Origin of the sequence: Micromonospora hortensis (genome assembly GCF_022230935.1) — a bacterium.
Lineage (GTDB): Bacteria > Actinomycetota > Actinomycetes > Mycobacteriales > Micromonosporaceae > Micromonospora > Micromonospora hortensis.
In genome coordinates, this window is sequence record NZ_JAKKFE010000023.1 from 46535 (window position 1) to 67435 (window position 20901).

Here is a 20901-nt window from a genome sequence, read left to right on the forward strand (position 1 = left end):
GGAGGGGCCCAGTTGGGCCCCTCCGATCGCGTCAGGCGTCCAGGCCGCGAAGCACCAGCGGCAGCCGGGTCACCGCGCCGTCGACCACCCGGACCGGTACGCCCCAGTCCTGCCGGGTCAGGTGGCACGCCGCGTGCTCGACGTCCGCGTCACAGGTCGCCGCCTGCGCGGTCACCTGAAGCACCCCTGCGGTGACCTCGCCGTTGAGCACCAACCGGCGGGAGAGTTCGGTGCCAGTGCCGGCACCGTCCACCAGCAGTTCCGGCGGGGACGCGGAGACCACCAGCCGGGTCGACGGCCCGTACGTCTCGTCCAGCTTCTGCCCCGGCGCCGGCGTGAAGACGATGTCCAGGGTGACCTCGCCGGCGGCGACGTCGGTCGGCTTGCGCTCCGTGCGGCGCCGGGGCCCGTCCACAGTGCTGGCACCCGCCGCCGACAGGGCACCGGGGGCGAGCCGGGTCAACCGGTGCGCGGCGGACTCCACCACCAGCACCTCACCGGACGGGGTGAGCACCAGGTCGCTCGGCTCTGCCAACCCGTCGGCGACTGTGGAGACCTGGTTGCTGGCCGGGTCGAAGCGACGCACCGCGCCGTTGTACGTGTCCGCGATCAGCACCGAGCCGTCCGGCAGCGCGCACACGCCCAGCGGGTGCTGGAGCAGCGCCGACTCCGCCGGGCCGTCCACGTGCCCGAAGTCGAACAGGCCCTGCCCGACGGCGGTGCCCAGCACACCGTTCTCGACGTACCGGACGGCGCTGGACTCGCTGTCGGCCACCCAGAGCCGGGTGCCGTCCGCGGAGACGGAGAGCCCCGACGGTTGGGCCATCCACGCCTCGGCCAGCGGGCCGTCGCGCAACGCCTCGACAGTGGTGCCGGCGTACATGCCGGCGGTCCGCTTGATCGGGTCGAACCACCAGAGCTGGTGGATGCCGGCCATCGCGATGATCAGCTTGTCGTCGTACCAGGCCAGGTCCCACGGCGACGAGAGGTCGACGGCGAACGCGTCGTGGGCGTGGTCGTCGACCTCGGCGCGCCACTGCCGCCCACTGCCGGCCACGGTGACCACCTCGCCGGACTCCAGCCGTACGCCGCGCAGCAGGTGGTTGACAGTGTCGGCCACCACCAGGTCGTAGCCGGCCACCTCGGCGACGTGCGTGGGCAGCAGGCACACCCCCTGCGGCTCGGAGAACGTCGCCGCGGTGGCCGGCCCGTCCGCCCGGCCGCGCTCGCCCGAGCCGATCCGACGCACCGGCGTCTCGCCGTCCGGGTCGATCTCGACCAGGGAGTGCCGGGCCGAGTCCGAGACCAGCAGGTTGCCGTTGGGCAGCAGCACCGCCTTACCCGGGAAGCGCAGCGCGGTCTCCGGTGCCGGCGGCGGGACGTACGGGCCGTTCCCCCGGTGCAGGGTGCCCTTCGCCTCGTGGGTGGCGACCAACTCGTCGATCAGTCGGGCCAGCCCCTCGGCGTGCCCCTCGCCGGCCATGGTGGCCACCACGTAACCCTCGGGGTCGATCACCGACAGGGTCGGCCAGGCCCGGGCCGCGTACTGCTGCCACATGTCCAGCTCAGGATCGTCGAGTACGGGGTGGTGCACCCCGTACCGCTCCACTGCGGCGGCGAGGGCGTCGGCGTCCTTCTCGTGCTCGAACTTCGGCGAGTGCACGCCGATCACGACGAGCAGGTCGCCGTACTTCTCCTCCAGCGGGCGCAGCTCGTCGAGCACGTGCAGGCAGTTGATACAGCAGAACGTCCAGAAATCTAACAAGACGCAGCGACCTCGAAGATCCTGCAATGTCAGGTTTTGCCCACCTGTGTTGAGCCACTGCCGGCCCCGAAGTTCCGGCGCACGCACACGCGCTGTCGTTCCCATGTCTGCCAGCCTGCCACGACGAGGCTTTTCCGTATCGGTCGTCGTGACCCGGGCGACAGAAAGCGTCGAGGCGTCTTAGCCCCCGCCGCCTTCGTTGCGTTCCCGGCGCGTCGCGGCGTACGCGCGGACCTCGACCGCGTCCCAGATGCGGCCGACGGTCAACGTCTCGATCGGGGCCGGGAAGTCTGGGCGATCAACCAAGATCGCGGCGCGTTGGCGGGAGACGCCGAGGTAGTCGGCGACCTCCGAAAGGGCCATTACGCGCACGGTCGGACCATCCGGTGACACGGGTAGGCAACTTGTCACCGAGGGGGTTGACGACCTGCCTACGGGTCCGCCATGGTCGAGCGTATGCGTCTACGCCGTGCGACGAAGCCGATACCGTCCGATCTCCTTCACCGCCGACGGCGCTGGTCTCGCCGCTGCGTGTGTGGCCTGCCCTGGCGGTCGTGCCCGGACCGCCGTCGAGTGCCGGCCCCAGCCGAACCAGAGCCGCACCCGTTCCGGGCCAACGCGGGCGGGCACTGGTGAGCGCCCACAGGCCGGAGCGCCCCGCGTGGGACTGCGAGGCATGTAAACAGCCGTACCCGTGCCCCGACGCGCGGACCACGCTCGCGGCCGGGGACCCCTGGGCGGCGGCGACCTACCTCGCGGGCCAGTTCGTGACCGCCGTGAACGACCTTCCGATGGTGCCGGTGGTCGACCTGTACGCGCGGTTCCTGTTGTCGGTGCCCGTGAGGGGGTCGAGACGTGGCGGCACTCGACCGAGCGGCCCGCCGAAAGGGCGTCCTAGTGACGCGGTGTGAGGCATCGACGGGTTTGCGGCCGGGAGCTGGTCGCGCACGCACCCCGCCAGGCCGTTTCCCTTACGGGCTGCGTCGGTCGGCGTCGCGGCGCGGCTGTTCAATGTTGACGGCCGGTGCAACCATGTGTCAGTGGCGAAGTTCCTCGCGTGGTATGGGCCGGTGATATCAACCGCGTCAATGATCGTTGCTTTTATGGCTTGGCGTAGTGCGGGACCACGCACAAAGGCGAGGGCCCTCATCATGGAAGGCGCAGAGGGGCGGCGTCTACATATCGCGGTGTTTAATTCAGGGCGAGCGGACGTAACAATCGACGAATTGTGCGTCTCAGTCGGGATCACTTCGGACAATCCGATACGGGACGGCCTTGGTACGCATCTGGGAGCGCAGATACTGGAGGGCCCAGAGCTTCCCCACCGACTATTATCCGGCTCTTCGTCTCGCTGGTGCTTGTCCGCGCAGCCGCTGGATAGCGCACTTGGCCACGAGTTCAGCCGGAAAGACCAGGCTTCGGTTAGAGCGCACACCGCCCACGGCACAGTAAGGGCGCGATTGAGAGCCCCACGGCCAGGCGGACCAATGTTATTGCGTTTTGTGGACTGGTGCATGCGTACAGACAAGCGTTTGAACCGGTGGCTAGAAAGTTGCGATGATTGGCTAGACCGCTTTTTACCGCGTCGCTGAGGCGAGCACTGGGCCTGAAGGAGCCGCGACGCGGGTTGCTAACGCCAGAAACGCAAAAACGCCCCCGCTGTCCGGCGGGGAAGCCAGCTAAGCGAGGGCGTTCGTCAGCGCTGCGAGGGCGGCCTTCCTACCCCCTCACGGGCGACCGTAGGCGGCCGATCTAGACGGGCAGCAACTCGGGCCAGGGCGCGAACTCCTCGACGCTCCGAGGGGCACTCTCGGCAGCGGTTACGGAGCGTGCACCCCGCGCGGCCGTTGTGCCTCCTGTTACGACCTCTATGCCCGTACAGACAGGGAGGCGCTATGCCGCCCGGTGATGGGACGTGGGGTCAAAGGGGCCATCCCCCAGGGTCTATGTATCGTCACGCTAGGTGAGGTCGCCGGGGTGACGCTCGGATGGTCGACGTCGGACCGACTTCGATGCGTTGCCTTCGCGGCTGCTCTTCAGGGCGTGGCACCGACGGCACGCGGCGCGAAGATTCTCGGGCCGGTGGTCGTCGCCGGGGGCGATGTGGTCGACCTCGTTCGCGGGCTCCCCGCACCGGACGCCAGACGGGCCGGGAATCTGGCAGCGGCGGCCGTCACGCCGAAGGACGCGGGCCCTGATCCGGGACCAGTCGCGCGGGAGCCGGGCCCCTCGGTCTGACCCCTCCCAGCTCATCGTGACCCCCGGCATTGCGCGCAGACGGCCCGGGTTGCGTCAGCACCCCCGGGGTCAGTCTCGACGTACCGCGTCAGCCGGCGGCAGCGGCGGCCGGCGCGTCGCCGTTCGCAGCGCCAGTGCGCGCTGACGAGGGCGCGGCGGGCGGTGAGGAAATCCATCGTCGTCTTCCTGAATTCAGTTCGACGAGGCGATGCGCCGGGCAACTTCGCGCGGGTCGTAGACGTTCCCGGCGTCGTTCGCCGCGCGGCCCGGGGTGAGGGCGGGGCGGGGCAGACCGGGCATCGCCTCCGGGGCGGTAGCGACGAAAGCGCTCGCGACCTTCGCGGCGTTGGCCTCGATGTCCTCGGCGGTCTCGCCAGTCACGAACTCGGCGGCGGCCTCGGGGATCTGGTGACGGCGGATCACGTCGGCGCGGACCTGGGCCAGGTCTCGCGTTCGGATCTCACCTTCAAGTTCGGCGACGCGGCCGGCGCTCGCGCCCAACTCGGCATCCTTCGCGGCGAGCCGGTCCTTAAGCTCGGCGACGTCGCTGCGGAGGGCGGCGACCAGGCGACCGGCTCGCTCGGGGTCGAACTCGCCGTGCCAGTCGACGTGTGCGGCGGGCTGGCCGGCGGTCTCGGCGGCGGGGGCGGTCTCAGGCATTGAGGTTCTCCAAGTCTTGAGGGTCGGTGAGGGCGTTCCACGCCGCGATCTGGTCGGCTGTACCGACCTCGGCGAAGAACGCGGCGAAGCGCGCGAAGTCCTGGTCAGTGGCGAGTCGGCGGCGAGCTTGGCTTGCCTGTGCTCGGTGTGAGTCCGTACAGAAGCGTCGGTCTAGGCGGCTGTCGTCAGGTAGCTGGTCGCCGCACCATTCGCATCGGCCCATGCGTCTCTCCCGAAAGTTTCGGTTAATGGGTAAAAGGGGGGCCGCCCGGACGCCGGTAGCGGGGGCGGCTACTGGCGTCCGGACGGTGTCGGTCAGGCGGCGGTCAGGACCCGCACGGCCCCGGCGTTCGCGGTCAGGGTCACGGCCCCGGTCGTCTCGTTCACGATCGGCAGCGGCATCGCCTTCGCGCCAACGAACGTCGCGAGAAGCGACCGGTCGGCGGCCTGGGTCGAGAGGTAATCGGCAATCCAGCGGAGCGCGAAGCCGTTCTCCGCGAAGCTGCGGCCGGTGGTCGCGCCCTGCGGCATGACCGGGGCACGGACCGCGAGGGTGAAGGCGTTCGGGACGAACGCGATCACCTCGTCAGCCGCGAGCCGGTTGGACTCGTAGATCGAGATACCCCGGACCCGGCCCATCGCCTTACCGGCCTCGGCGGTCGCCGATCCGTCGGCGTCCCAGGTGCCAGCCGGGCCGTCGAGGAGGGCGGCGGCGACGTCGGTACCGACCACGGCGCGGATCGGCATCGACGCCGGGACGCCCGCGTTCCGCAGGGTGGTGCGGATCTTCGTGAACATCTTCGCCGGGGCGGTGGCGTCCAGGCTGATCCCGACGGTGTCGGGGGTCGTTTGCATCGCGGCGAGAATGGTCCGCTCGCAGTACGAGACAATGGCGGTCGTCTGCGGGAGGAGAACCTGACGCCCGAAGTCTTCGAGGTTCAGGCTCATGTCCGACTCGGACATCAGGACCGAGGAGTAAGCGAGGGTATTCAGCGTGACGGGAATCGACTGCTCGGCGATCTCATCGTCAACGAGCGCGGTCGTCTTGTCCGACCCGGCGCGGGTCCGCGCGGGAAGTGCACCCGGCACTCGGACGCGGATGGTCTCGCCGGTCCCGCCTCCGAATTCGGCCGCGTAATCGCGGTGGACCAGCTCGCCGAGGACGAGATCCTTCTTCACCAACTCGACCGCGAGGGCCGCGATGTGATCGGCGTTGAGAAAAGCGTTAGGCATGAAAGTTCGCTTTCAGGTTGAGGTAAACGGGTCGCCCAACCTGGGATCAGCCGTCGCGGGGCGCTCTGCGCAGCACGCGGGAGGATCGAAAGGGCGTGAGGGGTGCTCGGTGCTGGGCGCTGCCTCGGCAGTGAGCGGCTGGGAGGGAGTGGCCGTCCCGGCTCGCGGTTGACTAGGCCGGTCGTCGCCGGGGCGGCCGTGACCTCCCTGAAGGCCCTCCCGCCGAAGCGGGAAGTCGTTGAGGGCCACGGGCGGGCGCGGACCGGGACCGACGAACCGTCAGCCCCGACCAATCGCGACCACAGCACCCGATGACCCTTCCGCCCGTCACAGGCGGAAGTTGTCGCGGGAGACCGGCCCAGACCGAGAAAGCCCCTGGGGAGTCTCGGCCGGTCACCCCGCTATCTGTAGACGAACTCGGACGCGCCGGCCCGGTCACCGATCACGCGACCGACGCCAGGCGACGTGTCGCCCTCGTCGCGGCGGGTCAGCCGGCGCGGGTCAAAGGTGCCGACTGCGTCGCCTTCGATCCCGTAGCCCGCACCGTGAAACGCCCCGCCGGGAAGCTGGGAGATCGCACGCTCGATCGGCGACCGGCGCACGCCCCGGCGGCCGGGCACGATGCCGAGGGGCCATTCTTCGACCAGCGCGGCCAGGCCGGCGGGACCGTTGCGGACGGCGTCGGCCTCGGCGGCCAGGGCGCGGAACTCTTCGAGCAGCGCCGGGGCGAACTCGTCCAGCGCGCCCGATAGCGGCGTCCAGTCGTCCGGCTGCGGCGCGTCCGGCTCGCCGTACAGGTAACCCATGACGTCGGCGAGGCTTGCGGCCCCGGCCGCTTGTAATGCCTGTCGCCCCCGCTTCTCGATGCGCTCCGAACGCTTCCGGCAGGCGTCCGAGCACGCCCGGCCGATCGGCCCTGACGGGCCAGGGCTGAAGGTGTTCGTACAGCCCGGCGCTTGGCACAGGCGCGGGCTTGAGCGGTCAAGGGAAGTCATAGCGGGTCCAATCCAGGGAGAGCGGTCGCCGTGGTCAGCGGCGGCCGGGGCGGGGAACGCGAACGCCCCCAGGTCGCCGAGGTCGGCGGGCCCGAGGGCGTGCGGGTAGCGCGGGGTTAGGCGGCGGCGTGCTTCCGAATCCTGTAGGCGTTCAGACTCACGACGGACGCGCCGGACGGGCCGGCGGCCGGGGCAGGACGTCCCGCGGATTTGCGCCGCTGGCGTTCGGCGGCGGTCGCGTCGACTTGCGGGCGCATTTCCGCGTACAGCAATTCGGCGCAGCGCTGTAGGACTGCGGCGGCGAATATGTCCGCGTGGTCTGGACTCATGCGGCTCTCAACCTCTCCCGTGCGGCGTGCATCTCGTCGGCCAGGTCGTAAAGCTCGGCGGCGACCGCCGGGGCCAGGTAGTACCGGACGTTCCTCGTCCCGGTCCTGCGGCCCCCGAGGGCGGCGTCAGCGACCCTGTAGAACGTGCGCGGGCCCGGCACCGCCGGGTTAGCCGGGTAATCGCCGTCCTCGGCGTCCTCGGCCCAGGCTTCCGGGTCGGCTTCGTAGTCGGCGACCCAGCCGGCAACGTCGGCGGCGGCCTGGCCGTACAGGTCTGGGGCGGTGATGCGTTCGCCGGGTTCGGCTTCCTCTCGCCAGATCACAAGCCACGCGCGGGACGACTCGACCTCGGCGGCGCGTCGGCGATCGCGGGAAACGCGCTGGCGTTCGGTCGCGGTCAGCGGGGCTGGACGGTCGCGGCGTTCGACTCTCGGACGCCAGCGCTGAGCCGCGATGCGGACGGCGCGGACGGTCTCGCGGATGTACGCGGCTAACTCGCGCGGGTCGCCGTCGTCGAGGTATTTCCGGAGGTCCACGTAGGGGCGGCCGGCGTCGTCTCGGTCGGGGAGGACATCCAGCGCGGCTCGCAACTCCTCGGCCAGGACGGCGAAGTCCTCGGGGCCCGGGTCGCGGGTCTCGCCAGCGCGACGGCGGAGGATCGCGCCTCCGTCGGCGTAAAGGTCGTGACCGTCGGCCAGGACCAAGCCGGCGAACACACGCGCCAGGACGCGGGGTGCGGGGATCTCGACCGTGTAGCCGGCGGCCAGGCGGCGTCGCCAGGGCGCGTCAGCGCGGGACGGGGCCCGGCCCCCGTCGCGTAAGGCGGCCAGGGCGTCAGCGGGAGCTAATAAGGGGCCATCGGCGTTAGCCACGGCTATTCCTTCCGTCGGTTCGCCACGGCGGCGGGCGCCGCGCAGCGGGCACGTTGGAGTGACACCTAAGTAGTGGGCCAGCGGGCCGGCAGGTGTTCATGGATGCCGTCACAGGATTAGTCGGCCAGGTGCCCCCGGACTGTTCACGGCGGCGATGGCCTGGGCACGGCTGAGGGCACGGCATGGGGAGTTACGGAAGGCGTCACGCGTGACGTTCTGACGTCATCCCTTATTACTGCTACTAGAGGAGGAGAAGAAGCTCAAAAGAAGTAATAGAGAGTGACGTTCGAACGTCACGCGTGACGCCTTCCGTAACTCCCGCCCTCCTCGGCGTCGTCCAGGGCGACGCCCGCTCCGGCCGGCGGCTCGCTGCCGCGCCGATGGCTGGGCGGGTGACGACGCGCCGGGGACGCCGCTCAACTTGACCCGGGTTCGCGAAACCACTGCAATGTGAGAAGCACATGTAGTAGCCACACGGGCGTAAGTTGCCTACAGGTTGGGTTCGGCCAACAGTCCAGCGCCTGTATCGTCTCCATTGAGGAGGATGAAGGAGGTACATCGAGGGGTGTTGCTCAGATCGCGCCGTACCTGCCGGCTAGATTTTAAGTATGCCCACCACCTCTTACGGCACGTCCCCAGCGCGCGCGGGGACGACGGAAGGTCCGTAGTCCCTGGACCTTGGGAGGTGGTAAGTGGGAAAACATCGGGCCCGCTTGTCGGGCCGTGGTCCGCGATTCAACGCCGACTGGTTGAGAAAAGCGGGCGACGCAGCAGCAACCGCACTGAAGATCATCTACTACATGGTGATGTTGGTCGTGATCCTGACCGACTCATCCGGGGGTGGGCCCACCTGAACCAACAGGTAGGCAGACCCACTCCACCAGCGTCAAGCCGTCGCCGTGAGTTCTCAGGCCCTAGGCGACTGGCCTGCAACAAGGTGTAACGCTCTTTTTTTGCGTCGCGTTACACCCCAACTGTAGCGGCCCTTAGGAATGAGTCAACGCAGAGCCGGAGACTTCTACCTGTCGGCGTTTCACCGGCTCGGGGGGTGGCAAGTGCCACCCCCCGGGCCTCTATCTGATCAACTACGGTCTCTGGCCCAAGCGCACAGGCGGCAGCGTCGCTGGGTGCGGCGGCCCAGGCGGGCGGGTCAGGCGGGCAGAAGTGCCTTCGGGTGTGCCGCCTGTCGGCGTCGTGTCGGCGTCGTGTCGGCGGGCATGTACCGGCGGGCGGTGCGTTCGGACACGCCCAGGCGTGCCGCCACCTGAGCTGGCGTCGCGCCCGGCGTCTCGGCGAGCACCGCCGACACTCTGGCGGCGGTCGTGGGCGGTGCCGCCATCGGGCCGGGCGTCGTCGGCGTCGTGCCGACACGGGCGACGACCGGCAGCGTCCGAACGCCAGGCGGAATGACGGGCGGGCGCGGGCGAGGCCGGGGCGACGGCGGGGCGGACGCCGGGACGGTGACCAGCACCGGGGCGGGTGCCGGTACTGGCACCGAGGCGAGCGGCTGGGCGGGTGCCGCTGGCGTCCGGGCGAACACAAGCTTCACAAGGGCCATGAAGGCGAGCGCCGGCACCGCCGACAGCAGCCAGCCAGATACGCCCGGCTTTGCCACGGCGAGCTGAGCGGCGAGCGACAGGCACGCCGCCCCGACCAGCAGGGCGAGCGGGTACCCCGTCGGCGAGCCCGCCCGACGCCGTCGCCGGATTTCCAGCAGCGACGCCACCGGGACCAACTCGCTTACGCACGCGTTGACCCAGCCGAAGGCTTCTGGCGTCCCGCTGGGACTGTTCGCCATCGTCCAGGCGTGTACGTGGCTAAAGCTCGCCCAGCCGGCCGCCGCGCCGACAACGAGCAGTATCAGGACCAGCAACGCGCCCTCGGCGCGCTCAGCGCGGTTCATGCGATACCCCCGAGGGCTTCAGCGCGGCACGGGCCGGGGCTGCCCCGGTGCTTCGGACATTGCCCGGCGCGGAGGTCGGTCGGGAGCGCGACGCCGCCCCGAAGGGAGCGGGCGCGTGGGGATGGTTCTTTAAGGGTTAAGGACGGTTCGTACGTCGTGGACGACGTGTCGTTGCGTCGTGGGCGACGCGTCGTGACGTCCTCGGCGACGTGCCGTCGGACCGGGGCGACGCTGACGACGCCTCGGTTATCCACAGGCTCGATCAGCTCGACGGGGCGGCCGGATTGCGGTTCGGCGAGGTTGCTCAGCTCGGCCGGGGTCTCGCGGCGGCGCTCGATCGCGAGGTCCCACACGACGGGCCGGCGGTCTGCCGGCATGTGCTGAACGTGGCGTTGGTTGCCTCGCCGGATCAGGCCCCGACTCTCTAGCTCGGCGAGGTCACGTTGAACGGCGCGGACACCCTTCCGGCCATAGTGGGCGAGCCGGGTTTGAGACGGCCACGCGGCGCGGCCGTCGGGGTGAGCATGGTTTGCCAGGCCGAGCAGGGTTACGAGCGCGGTTGGCGGGACGTCCGGGGCGTCGTTCAGCGCCCAGGCGACGGCTTCGATGGACACGCTCAGATCCCCGCGAGCACGTCGCCCAGGGCGACGACCGGCACGCCGTGGAGCGCGGCGTAGACGACCTCGGGGAAGTCTTCGGCCCCAGGCAGGACCACGACGAAGTCAGCGGCGCGGGCGGTGTCCATGTCGTCGGCGACCAGGGCGACGAGGTCGTCGGCGTTGGCCGGGTCGTCTGCGGTCGCGGTGGCTACCAGGTAGCCAGCGTCCAGCAGGGCGGACACGGCGGCGGCGAGGGCGTCGGCGGCCCCGGCGGGAGCAGCGACGTAAGCGCGGGGGTCAGTAGGGTTGAACACAGCGAACCTCCCGGGGTTCGTTAGGGCCCTGGTCGGCGGCGGAATCGCTCGGCCGGGGCCTGTCTTATGCGGTTGTGGTGGCTGGTCTCAGGCGTCGGCGGGCACAGGCTCGGGCTCGTCGGCCCAGGTGAAGCGCAGACGCGCGGCGGGGTCGAACCTGTAGCCCCGGCGGCCCCCGGCGGGCGTGATCGTTACGGCGTTCAGGGCCAGGCCGAGAAGGTCGCGCCGGTCGGCGAGAGTGGCGGCGTCCCAAGCTTCGCGAGCTAGCACCGGATCAAGTAGCGGGCTAATGTCCGCCTCGGGCAACGGGAACTCGGCGAGGTTGCGACGCAGCCCGGCGACGCGGACGGTCAGCCGTTCGTGCAACCGGGTCCAGCGCTGGACCGCCTCGGGGCCGACGAACTCGCCGCGCAGGTATCGGGCGTCTTCGAGGTCGACCAGGGCGGCGTTAGCGTCGTCCAGGGCGGCCGTGATGGTGGCGCGTTCGCGGATCACGGCGGGGTCGTGGCGGGCTACCCATCGTTCGGCGACGGTGTCTAGCAACGGGTCGCCAGGTTCGGTCGCGGCGAGTCGGTTGATGAAGGCGTCGACTACCGCGCGGTCGACGGCGGGGATCATCGCCGTGGTGTGTGCCGGACACGGGCGGCCGAGGCGGCGGGCCTGGCAGACGTACGACTGACCGGCGGCGGACATGCGGCCGGCGCAGCCCCCGCAGCGTAGGTACCCGGTTAGGAGGTGGGCGACCTGCGCGCGGACGCCCCGGGGGCGGCCCGACTTGTCGGCGGCGGTCCGCTGTTCGAGGAGGCGAACGGCCTGTAGTTGCTCGGCCGGTGTGACGATCCCTCGGCCGACCTCGACGGCCTCGCCGGTCTCCGGGTCGCGCCACGGGACGACCTTCGCCGTGTACTTCCCGTCGCGCTTGATGGTCTCCGGGAGTAGTCCGGCGAACGCGGGGGACTTGAGCAGAGTCGACAGCGTCCCGACGGCCCAACTACCGCCGCGCGGAGCGGGGATCTCCCGAGCGTTGAGGTCGCGCGCGATCCTCACCAGCGGTTCGCCGGACAGGGCCCGGTCGGCGATCTCGCGGGCGGTCGGCGCGGTGCGTGGGTCGTGGTCTAGCCGGCCGTCGTCGCCGACGGCCAGGCCGTACGGCGGCTGTCCCCCGATCCATCGGCCGAGAGTGCGAAGGTGAGCCTTCGCGCTGGCGACGCGAAGGCCGATGTTCGCGGATTCGCTGCGGGCGACCTCGGACAGGAGGGCCAGCACCAGCCGGGCCTGAGAGTGCGACGTGTCGAGGCCGTCCTGTACGAAGACGATCCGTCCGCCGACCTTCTCGACGTCGTCAAGGACCTGACCGACCTGGCCCATGCCACGCCGGGACAGGCGATCGACCTTCCACACGACCAGCGTCCCGACGGTGCCGGTCGTGAGGGCAGATACGGCGGCGTCGAACCCAGCGCGGTCGACGGCCTTATAGCCGGACCGGCCCCGGTCGATGTGGACGGTACGGACCTCTAACCCGGCGCGCGTCGCCCAAGCCCGGCAGTCGGCCTCTTGGCGCTCGATTGCGGTCTTTCCCTCACGGTCGAGGGACAGGCGTAGGTATAGATCGGCGAGGTGTTCATGGTGGGACATGGCGAGGACGCTAGGCCCTCGGCGGGTGAGTTACAAGCTTCTTCTAGGACATCCAAAAATCGGCAATGACGATCTTGCCGCGGAGGTCGGCGAGCTTCAGTTCGCGCCCACCGGTGTTCAGCCAGCCCCGACCGCGCAGTTCGGGGGCGCGTACACGCGCTGTCGTTCCCATGCCTGTCAGCCTGCCACGCCCCGTGGGCCCAGCCGCCGTGACCCGTACGACAAGCGTCCTAGCCTGCGCCGCCTTCGCTGCGGTGACCTACGCGATCTTGCACTTTCTGTCCCGACCTAGGGCGCATTTGGTGCAAAAGAACGACCGAAGCTGCAAGATCGACGGGCCGAGCTGCGAATAGCTTGCTCAGTGGCCGAGCTTCCCGATCTCGCTGATCTCGGTCCCAAGAGTGGGACAGGCCCAGACCGCTCGGTCGGCGCGTACCACCGCTGTCAGGGGGTGGCTCTCGGGATGCTGGGGACAGGGCGGCCAGTTGGTGGCACGACCCAGTGACCACAGTGCCTCCACCGCCCAGTCCTGAACCTGGTCGGCGAGCGCGACGATCTGTGTAGCTGTGGGTAGGCCGAGGTCGATCGAGATCCCTCGGCCGGAACCGTCGGAAGCGTAGAGGAAGGCGCTGGCGGTCTGTGGGTCGTCTCGCCACGGTTCATCGCGGAGATCGGGCTGCACCCCGTCAGGCTTCCCAAGATCGGACAAGATCGGCTCCAGCGCCGCCGCCAACTCGCGTTGCACGACCGGATTGTGCCTGAAGCAAGAGGCTCCGGGTACGACGACGGCGGAGCCACGGTTGCCCGTGACCCCGCCGTCGGTGGAGCTACTTCGTGGCCGGCTTCAGGCAGAGCACCCGGTTGGTGCCCTCACCCGGCAGCACCACGTGGGGCTGCGTCGTGTCGGTGCACTTCTCCTTGGCGTCCACCTTCGAGACGATCGTGAACGCGCCCGCCTCGCCGCAGTCCGCCGCCGAGGCGCCGCCCTGCCCGGACTGCTTCACGCAGGTGCCGACCGCCGGGTCGAAGGACGGCGTGTCGTCCCCGCCGACCTTGCCGAGCAGCAGCAGCAGGCCGAGCGGCACCGCCAGGATGAGCATCGCGGCGATCAGCACCGCGGCCAGCACCCGGCCGTTGCGCACCTTCGGCGTCGGTGGCTCCACCTTCGGCTCGTCGGCGGCGTCCGGCTTGAACGCGTCGAATCGGCCCTGGTCCGACTGGCCGGTCTCCTGGCCCCAGGACGGCGCGGGCTGTGGCGGTGGCGGGAACGACGGCGGGAAGCCGCCGCCCTGCGCCGGTTCGGCCCCCGGCCCGCCGAAGCCCGGCGCGCCGGAGCCCGGGCCACCGAAGTTCGGCGCACCGAAGGTCGCCGTGCCGTTCGCGGTGCCGGCGGCGGGCGACCCGGGGCCGCCGAACTGGTCCGCCGGCGGCTCGGCACCGGAGTGCGGGCGGGTGCCGTTCACCGGCCTGTTGTTGCCCGGGGCGTCGACGAAGGACGGCACACCGGGCGGGAACGCCGGCGGTGCCGGCGGGGCCTCGTTGAATGAGTTCGCTGCGGCCTGCCGGTCGTCGAAGCGCGGATCGGCTGGGGACTCGCCGCCCCAGCCGGGCCCAGCCTGCCGCTGCGCGTCGTTCTGCCAGTCGGGTGGGGACTGCTGCCGCTGCGCGTCGTTCTGCCAGTCGGGAGCGATCTGTCGCTGCCCCTCGTGCTGCCAGTCGGGCGTGGCCTGCCGTGGCGCGTCGTTCTGCCACTCCGGAGCACCCTGGCGGTCGGCGCCCGAGTCGCCCTGGAACGCCTCCGGCTCCGGCTCGGCCTCCGGCTCCGGTCGCGCCGGACGGCCGTACACCCGGGGTTGCGGGTTGGCCGTGCCGGTCGGTCGGATGGCCTGGTCGGTCGGGGGCATCACCCGGCTGGCCAGCGGCACCGAAGCGCTCGCCGTGGCGCGGGCGGCTGCCCCGGCTGCCGATTCGGCGTCCGACACCGGTACGACCGCGCGGCCCGCTCCGGACTCCGGAGAGGTACGTGGGGCGGGCACCACGGCGCCGCTCGCAGAGGCGTCCTCGGTGCGGCCACCGTACTGCGCGGCGGCGTCCGGGGTCTCCCGCTCGGCGTAGGCGGGCTGCTCGGGGATCGGAGCGAACTGGGCCTGGGGCGCGTAGTCGGCCGGCGGGGCGGCAGCCAGGCTGGCACCCGGGACGCGCTGCTCCTGCGGAGGCAGCGGCACCGCGTTCGCCGGCGAGATGCCCGGCGCCGGCCCAGGCTGATAGGCCGGTGCCTCGTCGCCCCGGTCCGCCTCCCAGCCTCCACGGGACTGGGCGGAAGCCTCGGCCTCCGCGCGACCCCACACCTCACCGGGTGCCCACGGCTCGACCTCCGACACGCCGCCGGAGTTGCCCTGGGCGGCGTTGTCCGGGCCGGTGGCCCAGTTGGGCGCGCCGCCGCTGGTGGGCACGCTGGCGCTGGCACGGGCGGGGAGGTTGGTCGGCTCCGCCGGGGTCCACGCCGCCTGCTCCGGCCGCTCGGTCGGCTGCTCCGGTTGGGAGAGCACCCAGTCGGGCTGCTGCGGACGGCCTTCGGCCTCGCCCCAGGCGGCCGGCTGCGCGGACTGGTCCTGCCGTGCGTCGCTGCCGTCGTTCCACCCGGCGGGCTGCGCCTGCTGCTGCTGCGCGGCCCACCCGCCGGAGTTGGCCGGATCGTCCTGCGCGGGCCAGTTCGTTGTCGGAGCCGGGACCTGGGCGGCGCCACGGGCCGGGCTCGGCTGGGCGGCCTGACCCCAGCCGGGGGCGGGCTGCTCGGTCGCTTCGGCGGGCTGGCCCCAGGTCGGTGGCGACTGCTCCGCCGGCGTCCACACCGGCTGGTCGTCGCGGGCGGCACCGGCGGCGGGCCAGCCGCCGTTGCCAGTGGCCTGGTCCTGCTGGGCGCCGCCGGACCAGCCGGCGGCCTGCGGTGCCTCGGATTGCGGAGACTCGGCCGCTCGCCAGTCTGCTGCGGGCGGGTTGGCCTGCGCCGCGCCGCCCCAGCCGCTGGCCGGGTCCTCCTGGGCGGGCCAGGCCGCGGTGGCCGGGGGAACCTGCGCGGCGCCCCGTGCGGCAGGCTGGGCCTGAGCCCAGTCCGGCTGCTCAGCGGGGGCGTTCGGGGTCCAGGTCGGTGCGGGAGCGCTCTGCTCGGCCGGCGTCCAGCCCTGCTGTTGCGCGGCCCAGGGGTCGGGCTGTGCCGGCGCTGGCGCACCGTCGTTGCCGGGCCACGTGCCGGGCTGCTGCTGCGGCGGCTCGCTCGCGCCACCACCGGCGGCCCAGGCGGGCTGCGCCGGGTCGTTGGGTTGCGGAGCGGCTGCGGCACCCCAGGCGGGGGCCGCCGGCTGCTCGGGCTGGGCCGCCCATGCCGGCACCGACGGGTGGGGCCGTGTCGGGGGCGGGGGTGCCCAGCCCAGGTCGGGGCCGGCGGCGTTCTGGCCGTTGTCCGGCTGCGCCGGGCGGTCGCCGTACGGCGCCGGTCCGCCGGCGCCCGGCGACACCTCGTCCGGCTCTTGGCCGGGTCGGTGCGGGCCCTCGGACGTCATGGGTGCGCCTCCTCCATCACATGTCGGCTCGCCGGTGCCGATCGGTCTCCTCGGCGTGGCTGCCGGCGTCACCGGCGTACCGCTGTGCCGGCTCCCCGCACGGTATCGGGTGGTGGCACGACACGTCCAAGGAGCACTGGTCGTCACTCACCGTCGCCGGTTGATGTCGAGCAGTTTCTGTCGGCTCGGCCTCTGCCGGGTCGGCGGGCGGCGACCGAAGCCCACCGTACCGGGCGCTGCGGCAGGGCGGAATCCCGGTGGTGGTGGTTCGGAAACGCCGATGGCCCACCCGGTGGGCCGGGTGGGCCATCGATCTGGAGGAGGTGAGGAATGTCGTGGAGCGTCAGCTCATGTGACGCTGGGCGATGACGAGGATCTCCTCGCGAACCGCCGGCGAGTTCGCCGAGCGCAGCGCGTGCTCGATGGCACGGGCGCGGCGGGTCGCGTCGCGGTGGTTGCGGATTCGCTCGATCATGCTCATTGGTGGGTCCCCCTAGCTATTCGGTTGTCAGCCCCTGATGCCTCTATTCAACAGCAGAAGCCGGCGAACTTCCATCGATTATTAGGTGAGCTGAGACACCTGCCTAACAATCAAAGGTCAACAGGCCATCTGGCCGACGGTTCCGTTGCCCAACGGACACGGCCGGTGTGCCGGGCGTTAACCCGTGGCACACCGGCCGTGGCTGGCGTTCGAAGCGATCAGGTCCAGGCGAGCAGGGCCGCCTCCGGATCCGTGAGGAAGTCGCCGACGTCCCGCAGGAACTTCGAGCCCAGCTCACCGTCGACGATCCGGTGGTCGAAGCTCAGCCCCAGCGTGGTGACCTGGCGAACCTTGACCTTGCCCTTGTGCACCCAGGGCATCTCCCGCACCGCGCCGAAGGCCAGGATCGCGGACTCACCCGGCGGCAGGATCGGTGTTCCGGTGTCCACCCCGAACACGCCGACGTTGGTGATGGTCAGCGTGCCGCCGGACATGGCCGCCGGCGAGGTGCGGCCGGACTTCGCCGTCTGCACCAGGTCGGTCAGCGCGTCCGCCAACTCCCGCAGCGAGAGTCGGCCGGCGTCCTTGACATTGGGCACGATCAGGCCGCGTTCGGTGGCCGCCGCGATGCCGAGGTTGACGTACTCCTTGACCACGATCTCGTCGCCCGCCCAGGTCGAGTTGACCATCGGGTGCCGTTGCACCGCCAGCAGCACCGCCTTCGCCACCAGCAGCAGCGGCGAGACCCGTACGTCGCGCCACTCCCGTCGGCCGCGCAGCCGGTCCAGGGCCTTCATCGCCCGGGTCACGTCGACGCTCAGGAACTCCGTCACGTGCGGGGCGGTGAACGCCGAGCGGGACATGTTCTCGGCGGTCAGCTTGCGGACGCCCTTGACCGGGATGCGCTGCTCCCGGTCCGCGCCGAAGCTGGGCGCGGTCGTCGCCGCGATCGGCTCGGCAACCACCACACTCGCGCCGCTCGCCGCCTGCTGCACGTCCTCCCGGGTGATCGAGCCGAGCGGCCCCGACCCGGTCAACGTGCCGAGGTTGACCCCGAGATCCTTCGCGAGCTTGCGCACCGGCGGCTTGGCCAGCACCCCGCCGGTCGCCGTCGCGGCCCGCCCGTTCTGGGCCGGCGCGACCACCGGTGGCGGAGTCGGCGCCGCCGGTGCGGGAGCCGCCACGGCCTGCGCGGGGACCGCGCCCTTGCGGGGGCGGCGCTTCGCGGCGGTGGTACGCGGGCCGTAGCCGACCAGCACCGCCGTCCGCCCGCCCGGGGCCGCACCACCGATCAGGCCGGGCTCGACCATGCCCTCGGCCGGTGCCACCTCGACCGCCGCCAGCGAGGCCGCCGACGGGGTGGGCAGGTCAGCGCTGGGCGTGGCAGTGGTCGACGGCGCGTCCAGCGGCCCGGCACCCGGGTCGGTGTCGATCGCGATGATCGGCGTACCGACCTCGACAGTGGTGCCCTCCGGGTGGTGGATCGCCTGGACCTGACCGGCCCACTTCGCCGGGATCTCCACGGCCGCCTTCGCCGTCTCCACCTCGACGATCGGCTGGTTCAGCTCGATGGTGTCGCCTACCTTGACCAGCCAGGCCAGGATCTCGCCCTCGGTCAGCCCCTCGCCCAGGTCAGGCAGGTTGAACGTCTTGATCCGGGACATGTCGCTCACCAGCCGAAGGTGCGGTCGACGGCGTCGAGCACCCGGTCGAGGTCGGGCAGGTACTCCTCCTCCACCCGGGCGGCCGGGTAGGGGGTGTCGAAGCCGGTCACCCGTAGTACTGGCGACTCCAGGGAGTAGAAGCACTCCTCGGTGATCCGGGCGGCCAACTCGGCGCCGAGGCCGATGTTGGACGGCGCCTCGTGCACCACCACCGCACGGCCAGTGCGCTTCACCGACTCGTACGCCGCGGTCAGGTCCAGCGGCGAGAGCGAGCGCAGGTCGATGACCTCCAACTCCCGGCCGTCCTCGGCGGCGGCGGTCGCCGCCTCCAGGCAGGTCCGCACCATCGGGCCGTAGGCCAGCACGGTGACGTCGGTGCCGGGCCGCACGACCCGCGCCGAGTGCAGGGGGTACGCGGCGGACAGCGGCGCGTCCAGGTCGACCTGGCCCTTCTCCCAGTAGCGCCGCTTGGGCTCCAGGAAGACGATCGGGTCGTCCGAGGCGATGGCCTGCTGGATCATCACGTACGCGTCCTGCGGGTTGGAGCAGGTCACCACCTTCAGGCCGGCGGTGTGCGCGAAGTACGCCTCCGGCGACTCGGAGTGGTGCTCGACAGCGCCGATGCCGCCGCCGAACGGGATCCGGATCACCATGGGGATGCTGAGCCTGCCGCCCGAGCGGTAGTGCATCTTCGCCACCTGCGACACGATCTGGTCGTACGCGGGGTAGACGAAGCCGTCGAACTGGATCTCGCAGACCGGCCGGTAGCCGCGGATGGCCAGACCGACAGCGGTGCCGATGATGCCGGACTCGGCCAATGGGGTGTCGATCACCCGCTGGTCGCCGAAGTCCTTCTGAAGACCGTCGGTGATCCGGAAGACGCCGCCGAGCTTGCCGACGTCCTCGCCCATGATGATGACCTTGGGGTCGTTCTCCAGGGCGCGGCGCAGACCGGTGTTGAGGGCCTTGCCGATGGTGAGCGTCTCCGTGGCCATCAGTGGGCGCTCCCCTCGAACGACTCCATGTAGCGGCTGAACTTCGCGCGCTGCTCGTCGAGCAGCGGCGACCCGTTGGGGTAGACGTGGTCGAACATCGTCACCGGCTCCGGGTCCGGCATCTCCAGGACCCGCTCGCGCAGGTGCACCGACTCGCGGCGGGCCTGCTCGTCGACCTCGGCGAAGAAGCCCGCGTCGGCGATCTGCTGCTTCTCGAGGAAGGCCTTGACCCGGGCGATCGGGTCCTTGGCCTGCCACGCCTCGACCTCGCTGGCGATGCGGTAGCGGGTCGGGTCGTCGGAGGTGGTGTGCGCGCCCATCCGGTAGGTGTACGCCTCGATCAGGCTCGGGCCCTGTCCGAGGCGGGCGTTGTCCAGCGCGGTGCGGGTGACCGCGTACGTGGCGAGCACGTCGTTGCCGTCCACCCGTACGCCGGGGAAGCCGAAGCCGGCGGCCCGCTGGTAGAGCGGGACACGGGTCTGCCGCTCCAGCGGCTCGGAGATCGCGTACTGGTTGTTCTGGCAGAAGAAGACCAGCGGCGCGTTGAACACGCTGGCCCAGACGAACGCCTCGTTCACGTCGCCCTGGCTGGTGGCGCCGTCGCCGAAGTAGGCGATCGCCGCCTCGCCGTCGTCGGTGCCGGTCTTGCCGTCGATGGTGATCCCCATCGCGTAGCCGGTCGCGTGCAGGGTCTGCGCGCCGATGACGATCGTGTACATGTTGAACTTGAACTCGTTCGGGTCCCAGCCGCCCTGGTCGACGCCACGGAACAGGCCGAGCGGCATGATCGGGTCGATGCCCCGGCAGTAGAGGACGCCGTGCTCCCGGTAGGTCGGGAAGGCCATGTCCTGGGTGCGCAGCGCCCGCCCGGAGCCGACCTGCGCGGCTTCCTGGCCGAGCAGGCTGGCCCACAGGCCCAGCTCGCCCTGGCGCTGAAGAGCGGTCGCCTCGGCGTCCAGCTTCCGGACCAGCACCAGATCGCGGTAGAGACCGCGGTATTCCTCGTCGGTGAAGTCGACGCGGTACTCGGTGCCGTCCGGCCCGGTGGCGCTGTCGATCCGCTCGCCTTCGGGGGTGAGTAGCTGCACCAGCGCGGGGTCGCCGGTCGCGCCCTTCCTGGAGCGGGGTGCAGCCCGCTTGCTGCGGGTGGTGCCCCCGGGGTCGCCCTTTGCCATCGGTCTCTCCCTGTCGTGTCTGCGTCGGCACCGGGGGGTCACCCGGCCGCGCAACTCGTGCGCCTGCCCGGCTGCTGCCGGACCGGTTCCTGGCGGCCGCGCCTAGCCCCGGTGGGGGTTGCCGCACGGCGTGATCCGGGTTCTGGCCGAACCCGGATCGGGAGCGCCGGCGCTCAACCGCGCCTGCCGCGAGGGTGCGCGGAGGTCACGGCTGCGTTGCCGTCGTGCTCCATATTCGCAGAGCAGGTGAGCGCGCCCACAGTACGCCTGCCTCCGCAATCCGACCGCCCATGATTTGACGCCGTTTGTCGTCATCATGCCGGCCCGCGTTTCCCATGCGTTGCGGCACGATTCGTCACCGTTCGGGCAGCACCGCGTGTCGACACGCGGTGGAGGTTGGCTGACCCACTGTGACTGCGCGAGGCTGATTACCGCAGGATCGCGCCTATCGGGTTATTTGTCGGGTTTTTACCCACGACGGCG

The 20901-nt window shown here is 71.1% G+C and carries 18 protein-coding genes; all 18 read right to left on the reverse strand.

Annotation, left to right across the window (positions count from 1 at the left end):
* Positions 1-31 precede the first annotated feature (31 nt).
* The 18 genes from NIE111_RS16420 to pdhA all read right to left on the reverse strand — a co-directional run bounded on the left by NIE111_RS16420 (position 32) and on the right by pdhA (position 20418).
* Complete coding sequence (locus tag NIE111_RS16420) at positions 32-1870, reverse strand: NHL domain-containing thioredoxin family protein (RefSeq protein ID WP_238685228.1); 1839 nt, start codon at positions 1868-1870, stop codon at positions 32-34.
* A gap of 75 nt (positions 1871-1945) precedes the next feature.
* Positions 1946-2128: a helix-turn-helix transcriptional regulator gene (locus NIE111_RS16425; protein WP_238685229.1), complete on the reverse strand. Its 183-nt coding sequence runs from the start codon at positions 2126-2128 to the stop codon at positions 1946-1948.
* A gap of 1596 nt (positions 2129-3724) precedes the next feature.
* Positions 3725-4033 carry an HNH endonuclease gene (locus NIE111_RS16430; RefSeq protein WP_308193688.1) on the reverse strand — a complete coding sequence of 103 codons (309 nt, stop codon included), beginning with the start codon at positions 4031-4033 and terminating at the stop codon, positions 3725-3727.
* Between the two features lie 162 nt (positions 4034-4195).
* On the reverse strand, positions 4196-4663 hold the full coding sequence (locus tag NIE111_RS16435) for a hypothetical protein (protein ID WP_238685231.1): 468 nt from the start codon (positions 4661-4663) through the stop codon (positions 4196-4198).
* A gap of 315 nt (positions 4664-4978) precedes the next feature.
* On the reverse strand, positions 4979-5842 hold the full coding sequence (locus NIE111_RS16440) for a major capsid protein (protein ID WP_238685232.1): 864 nt from the start codon (positions 5840-5842) through the stop codon (positions 4979-4981).
* A 455-nt stretch (positions 5843-6297) separates the two neighbouring features.
* A complete protein-coding gene (locus NIE111_RS16445) occupies positions 6298-6891 on the reverse strand; it encodes a hypothetical protein (protein WP_238685233.1) in 594 nt (197 codons plus the stop codon).
* 325 nt (positions 6892-7216) lie between these two features.
* A complete protein-coding gene (locus tag NIE111_RS16450) occupies positions 7217-7936 on the reverse strand; it encodes a hypothetical protein (protein WP_238685234.1) in 720 nt (239 codons plus the stop codon).
* A gap of 1306 nt (positions 7937-9242) precedes the next feature.
* Positions 9243-9995, reverse strand: a complete 753-nt coding sequence (locus NIE111_RS16455) for a hypothetical protein (RefSeq protein WP_238685235.1) — start codon at positions 9993-9995, stop codon at positions 9243-9245.
* Positions 9992-10609 carry a helix-turn-helix domain-containing protein gene (locus NIE111_RS16460; RefSeq protein ID WP_238685236.1) on the reverse strand — a complete coding sequence of 206 codons (618 nt, stop codon included), beginning with the start codon at positions 10607-10609 and terminating at the stop codon, positions 9992-9994. Before NIE111_RS16460 ends, NIE111_RS16455 begins: the two co-directional genes overlap by 4 nt.
* Positions 10610-10611: 2 nt before the next feature.
* Positions 10612-10908, reverse strand: a complete 297-nt coding sequence (locus NIE111_RS16465) for a hypothetical protein (protein ID WP_238685237.1) — start codon at positions 10906-10908, stop codon at positions 10612-10614.
* 87 nt (positions 10909-10995) lie between these two features.
* Positions 10996-12543: a recombinase family protein gene (locus tag NIE111_RS16470; protein ID WP_238685238.1), complete on the reverse strand. Its 1548-nt coding sequence runs from the start codon at positions 12541-12543 to the stop codon at positions 10996-10998.
* A gap of 43 nt (positions 12544-12586) precedes the next feature.
* Positions 12587-12715, reverse strand: coding sequence for a thioredoxin domain-containing protein (locus NIE111_RS32040; protein WP_274531213.1), 129 nt, complete (start codon positions 12713-12715; stop codon positions 12587-12589).
* Between the two features lie 186 nt (positions 12716-12901).
* A complete protein-coding gene (locus tag NIE111_RS16475; RefSeq protein ID WP_238685239.1) occupies positions 12902-13288 on the reverse strand; it encodes a hypothetical protein in 387 nt (128 codons plus the stop codon).
* Positions 13289-13370: 82 nt separating this feature from the next.
* Positions 13371-16103, reverse strand: a complete 2733-nt coding sequence (locus tag NIE111_RS16480) for an LppU/SCO3897 family protein (protein WP_238685240.1) — start codon at positions 16101-16103, stop codon at positions 13371-13373.
* Between the two features lie 343 nt (positions 16104-16446).
* Positions 16447-16584 carry a hypothetical protein gene (locus NIE111_RS16485; protein ID WP_165435866.1) on the reverse strand — a complete coding sequence of 46 codons (138 nt, stop codon included), beginning with the start codon at positions 16582-16584 and terminating at the stop codon, positions 16447-16449.
* A 218-nt stretch (positions 16585-16802) separates the two neighbouring features.
* Positions 16803-18257: a dihydrolipoamide acetyltransferase family protein gene (locus tag NIE111_RS16490; protein WP_238685241.1), complete on the reverse strand. Its 1455-nt coding sequence runs from the start codon at positions 18255-18257 to the stop codon at positions 16803-16805.
* Positions 18254-19243: an alpha-ketoacid dehydrogenase subunit beta gene (locus NIE111_RS16495; protein WP_238685242.1), complete on the reverse strand. Its 990-nt coding sequence runs from the start codon at positions 19241-19243 to the stop codon at positions 18254-18256. The genes NIE111_RS16490 and NIE111_RS16495 overlap by 4 nt, the downstream gene beginning before the upstream one ends.
* Positions 19243-20418 (reverse strand): pyruvate dehydrogenase (acetyl-transferring) E1 component subunit alpha, encoded by a 1176-nt coding sequence (gene pdhA, locus NIE111_RS16500; protein WP_238685243.1) that lies wholly within the window; start codon positions 20416-20418, stop codon positions 19243-19245. Before pdhA ends, NIE111_RS16495 begins: the two co-directional genes overlap by 1 nt.
* Positions 20419-20901 lie beyond the last annotated feature (483 nt).